The organism is Paenisporosarcina sp. TG20 (assembly GCF_000286315.1).
Lineage (GTDB): Bacteria > Bacillota > Bacilli > Bacillales_A > Planococcaceae > Paenisporosarcina.
Map to the genome: position 1 here is coordinate 1 of NZ_ALJG01000131.1, position 4,725 is coordinate 4,725.

Consider the following 4,725-nt stretch of genomic DNA (forward strand, 5'->3'; position numbering starts at 1 on the left):
CGAAGGAACGCTATAAAGTGGAGGCGAAAAATAGTGAGTTAAAAAATGGACACGGGTACGATACGGCATCGTCTGCGGGTCTATTTGGCATGGAGATACAAGGAGCCACCACGATATTCGCAGTGAATCTTAAACGAATACTGAAACTAATAAACGAAAAAGAGTAAGAAATAGACAAAGAAAGAAGGCACTTTCTGTTCAAAATCGAACAGAAAGTGCCTTCTTTTTGTTTGGAAAACCACTACACTATAAAAAACGTAAGTTTTTCAGTGCCCTCATTATGGATGGGCTTATTGTTATTTTGGTCTTTATAAAAAATATCATATTGAATTTTCCAAAACTTTATGTGCATCATTTTTTTTTGTCAACTTTGCAAAGTTCTTAGAAGCATACATTTCTAGGTCTGCGGCGTTGATTAATGTTTCAAAAGTTTCTCCATTATCTGGAAAAACAGCCAAGCCAACAGATGCTTTAACTGAAGTAGATTCAGAAATCCGGATTTTTTTAAGCTCATGATTAAGACCTTCAGGATATGTAGATTTAAAATTTTCATTAATATTAGGAACTATCAAAACAAATTCATCTCCACCCCAACGTGCAACAATATCGTCTTTGGAAGCATGCCGCTTTAGGAGAGATGCAAATTTAATAAGTAGTTCATCTCCTTTGTGATGTCCAAATGTATCGTTAAATACTTTAAAGTCGTTAATATCAATCATCACGATACCAACTCGACCATTACCTTTCTTTACTTTACTTGCTAGAATTTGAAATTGTTTTTCAACTATCCGTCTATTATATGTTTCTGTTAAAGGATCAATCTCAGAATAAAACTTTGCTCGATCATATTGCTTTCCAGCCCACCAGGGGATAAGTAAAAAGAGGGGAGCTAAAATAAGATAATTATATTCTTTAGGGACATCGAAATATTCCATATAATAATAGCGAAGTATATTAAACAAGACTACAATTCCTACTGCATAAAATCTACCTCTATATTGCATGTAATCCCCCTACTTTTTATGGTGTAAAGATCCGTATATTAAATTACTCTCTGATTAATCAAATCACAATTTATTTACAGGTATATTATACTATATATACTTAGCCTAATGTGGTTCAAAGTATTCATTCATCTGAATTCTTTATAAAAGTGGGTTGAGAATGATGAATTTTACTCCACTCTGTTGAAACAAAGGATTTGTTGCTAAGAAAAATTAGTTGAGTTTAATACTATAAAAGTCTGATATTTTGAATGGTCGTTTATTGATTGATGACTTAACTTAATACTTTTGACATGATTGAATTTAACTATTTGCAATTGCTATTCTCAAGGACATGAGAGGAGGGCTGAGTAGTGTAGCAGCTAGAAACAGTAAAGATGCCCCTTCATAAAAAGGCGGCATCTTTGTTATGTTATTTTATTGTATGGAATTAGTTTGAATACATTCTCTACTCGCTTCTGGGATTCAATTACTTTTATCAGATACTTCTTCTGCAGTTTCCTCGTCCTTGTCTAAGTAATAAATAGGGGCTCCTTCACCAACCATGTCAAGAGAAGCGATAAAATCCCTATCCCGACGTAATTTCATTTCTTTTTCGTCCATATTTTCAGGGCCCATCAATTGTCCTCCTCTGTAGTCCTCACTATTATTGTATTAACTATTCCATTATTTAGTTAATTGCATTCGGAAAGATTTTTTGATTTTTTCATCTAAAAAACTAGTTGAGTTAGAAACATTCCAAACAAACAGTATCTAATTGTTACGAGCCAAGTACTTTTAGTGTAAAAGCCTTGACATCTAAGGCCGTATCCTCACTTTTAACATCCTCTAACATGACATCTCGGAAATATGTCACACTTGCTGTTAGTGGTAATTTTAATAATTTGGTTAAGGCCTCTTGATACATGAATATGAACTCAGGGTCTGTGTTGCCACGCTTTAACTCAGCAAATGACTCATAAAACTGATCAAGTTTATCTGCAAATTCGAGCAATCTCCCTTCAATTGAAGAATCTTTTCCTTCTTTCATACGTTCAAAGAAAACATCTTGAAATTCAGTTGGTATTTCGTCTAATATAAACTTCTCCATCATTTTTTCTTCAACATGTGCAATCATTTGTTTTAATTCTGGAGATGCATGTTTAACTGGTGTCTTAATGTCACCAATGAATATTTCTGCGAAATCATGGTTAATTGTCTTTTCGTATAAAGATTTCCAATCAATAACTTCTCCACTATTTTCTTCTATTGTCGCAAAAAACATCGCGTATTGAGAGACTTTCCAACTATGTGCAGCTACGTTATGCTCTTCAAACTTAAACTTACCAGGACATCGAATAATTCGTTCCAAATCGTTCATGCTTGTGAAAAATCTATGAATTCCCATAATTATCTTCCCCCCTTAAGTAGATGGATTTTGTAAGTGGACATTTCTAGTCTTTGTTTCCAATATTACTTTTTTTGAACGTCATTACACAGTATATGTTTGAATTCTATGTAATTCCCGTGAAACAGCCCTCAAATTAGAAACCCAGTAATAATACCATTCACTGGGTTTCTTGGTGTATAGATTATTTACATATTACTTACTTTTTAGACAATTGTTCTTGAGCCATTTTGACCATTTCCTTTACCATATTGCCCCCAATAGGGCCACCTATTTTTCCGGCTTGTTCAGATGTTAATTTTCCGTTGTATCCTTTGTTTAGTGGAATTCCAAGTTCATTAGCAACTTCGTATTTCACATCTTCACTTTGAGTTGAGTTTACATTGTATCCTTTAGCTTCCATAACTTTATCTTTTAATTGGTTTAATGCTTCTCTAGCCTCAGGAACTAATATTTTATTTTTTCTAGCCACGGTTAATTCCTCCTCTTTCAACTAGTATTTCCTGACATGCTTTGTTTATGTTGAGGAAAATATAATTTAGATATGTTCTATTTTTCTCATAATAAAAATGCTGTCCTCAGTAGAGAACAGCATTTTATGGTTTATTTTCTCTTTTTAGCAGTCAAACGACCAAGTGCAAATGTACCAGCAAATATTCCGATCGCGGTATTTGTACGTTTATTAAAGACTTGCTTGAGAATTAGATTTAAGTTTTGTGGACGTTCTGCTAATCTTCTCATAAAGTAAGCGTACCAGTCATCGCCGAACGGAACATATGTGCAAAAATTGTAGCCTTGCTTCGCTAATTCAATTTGCATGTCTTTACGGAAACCATACAACATCTGGAACTCGAATTTGTCGTAAGAAATATTATTTTCTTTCACGAATTCTTTGACTTGGTTGATAATTTGATGATCGTGTGTTGCGATTGAAGTGAATTTCCCGTGTAGTAAATGATATTTAATCAGTTTGATGAAGTTTTCATCTATATCTTCTCTCATTTGATAAGCAATCTCTACTGGTTCTTTGTAAGCACCTTTAACGATGCGTAAACGTAAGTCTTTATATTTTTCGATGTCATCCTGAGCTCTTTCGAAATAGGCTTGAATAACTGTACCAACATTATTGTATTCTTTTAAAAGAGTTTCCATTAATTCAAAAGAAGGATCCAAATGACCGTAATCCTCCATGTCGATATTAATATGCATATCATATTTACTTGCAGCTGATACAATTTCATGTAAATTCTCATAACAGAAATCATAATCTATATCGAGGCCAAGTTGTGTAGGTTTTAAAGATACATGAGCATCCAAACCATTTGCATGAATACTTTCGATCACTTCAAGAATGGTCGCCTTAGCTTTCAGCGCTTCTTCTCTATCGATAACGTATTCGCCCAAGTTATCCACGGTAGCACTAATACCAATTGAATTAAGCTCACGAATACTTTTAATCGTCGCCTCAACGGTTGTTCCAGCTACGACTGTTTGTGCACCTAACTTCAAACCATATTTTTTTGCTGCAGTAGTCATTAATTGATTTTTTGATAAACCTATAAATATATCTTTTAACATGTATATTCCTCCTTAAAATGGTTCATTTGACGTCAGCGAAAATTGGGGCAAAACTTATGGTATCAGGCGAATCCTGATTTGGTTTCATTATAGTACTTTTATGACAAACATGTACAGGGTTTATACCAATAACCTGAGTTTGTTTAACTAATATTCCTTCATTTTTTTAACTAAAGGTAGCGCAGAATTTAATCTAATGAATTAGACAATGATTAACGATCCTGTTACAGATTTTCCGAACGAGAAAGCCCACTCCTTTAGGTGTGGGATGATAGTGAGGTCAAATATGGAGTGCCACTGATAAACCAAAGGTTTGTGGCACTTCAAGTATTTGAAGTTTTTATTCTTTTTTATAGTACATACGTTGTAGTAAATTGTTTAAACTGATACAATGATTATATGAATGAATACAGAAGAACAAACACAACCGTCTCATTATTAAATTATCATTTTGTTTTTTGTCCTCGTTATCGAAGAAAAATATTTCTTCGAAATGATGTAGAAAATCGTTTTAAAGAATTGGTGCAAGAAGTATGCGAAGAACTAGAAATACAAATTGTAGCCATTGAATGCGATAAGGATCATACACATATGTTTCTTAATGCACTTCCAACACTAAGTCCTTCGGACATTATGGCGAAGATTAAGGGACTGACTTCGAAAAAACTAAGAGAGGAATTTCCACATCTTCAACACTTGCCAAGTTTATGGACACGTTCCTATTTTGTATCTACTGCAGGAAATGTATCGAACGAA

Annotated in this window: 6 protein-coding genes and 1 pseudogene; 2 read left to right on the forward strand and 5 right to left on the reverse strand. The window is 33.7% G+C overall.

Annotation, left to right across the window (positions count from 1 at the left end):
* Positions 1-167 (forward strand): annotated as a pseudogene (locus B371_RS23280) (IS5/IS1182 family transposase); the annotation flags it as partial.
* Between the two features lie 153 nt (positions 168-320).
* Here the strand turns inward: B371_RS23280 and B371_RS0101395 are convergent.
* From B371_RS0101395 to B371_RS0101415, 5 genes are all read right to left on the reverse strand, one after another.
* A complete protein-coding gene (locus tag B371_RS0101395; protein ID WP_019412535.1) occupies positions 321-1,004 on the reverse strand; it encodes a diguanylate cyclase in 684 nt (227 codons plus the stop codon).
* Between the two features lie 465 nt (positions 1,005-1,469).
* Positions 1,470-1,622: a hypothetical protein gene (locus B371_RS23700; RefSeq protein WP_019412536.1), complete on the reverse strand. Its 153-nt coding sequence runs from the start codon at positions 1,620-1,622 to the stop codon at positions 1,470-1,472.
* Between the two features lie 142 nt (positions 1,623-1,764).
* Positions 1,765-2,391 (reverse strand): YfbR-like 5'-deoxynucleotidase, encoded by a 627-nt coding sequence (locus B371_RS0101405; protein ID WP_019412537.1) that lies wholly within the window; start codon positions 2,389-2,391, stop codon positions 1,765-1,767.
* Positions 2,392-2,590: 199 nt separating this feature from the next.
* Positions 2,591-2,863, reverse strand: a complete 273-nt coding sequence (locus tag B371_RS0101410) for an alpha/beta-type small acid-soluble spore protein (RefSeq protein ID WP_019412538.1) — start codon at positions 2,861-2,863, stop codon at positions 2,591-2,593.
* Between the two features lie 131 nt (positions 2,864-2,994).
* Entirely contained in the window at positions 2,995-3,969 is a 975-nt protein-coding gene (locus tag B371_RS0101415; RefSeq protein WP_019412539.1) for a proline dehydrogenase family protein, read from the reverse strand.
* Between the two features lie 399 nt (positions 3,970-4,368).
* Between B371_RS0101415 and tnpA the strand changes: the two genes are divergently transcribed.
* Positions 4,369-4,725 (forward strand): IS200/IS605 family transposase (gene tnpA / locus B371_RS0101420; protein ID WP_019412540.1); only part of this gene is annotated, 357 nt, incomplete at its 3' end.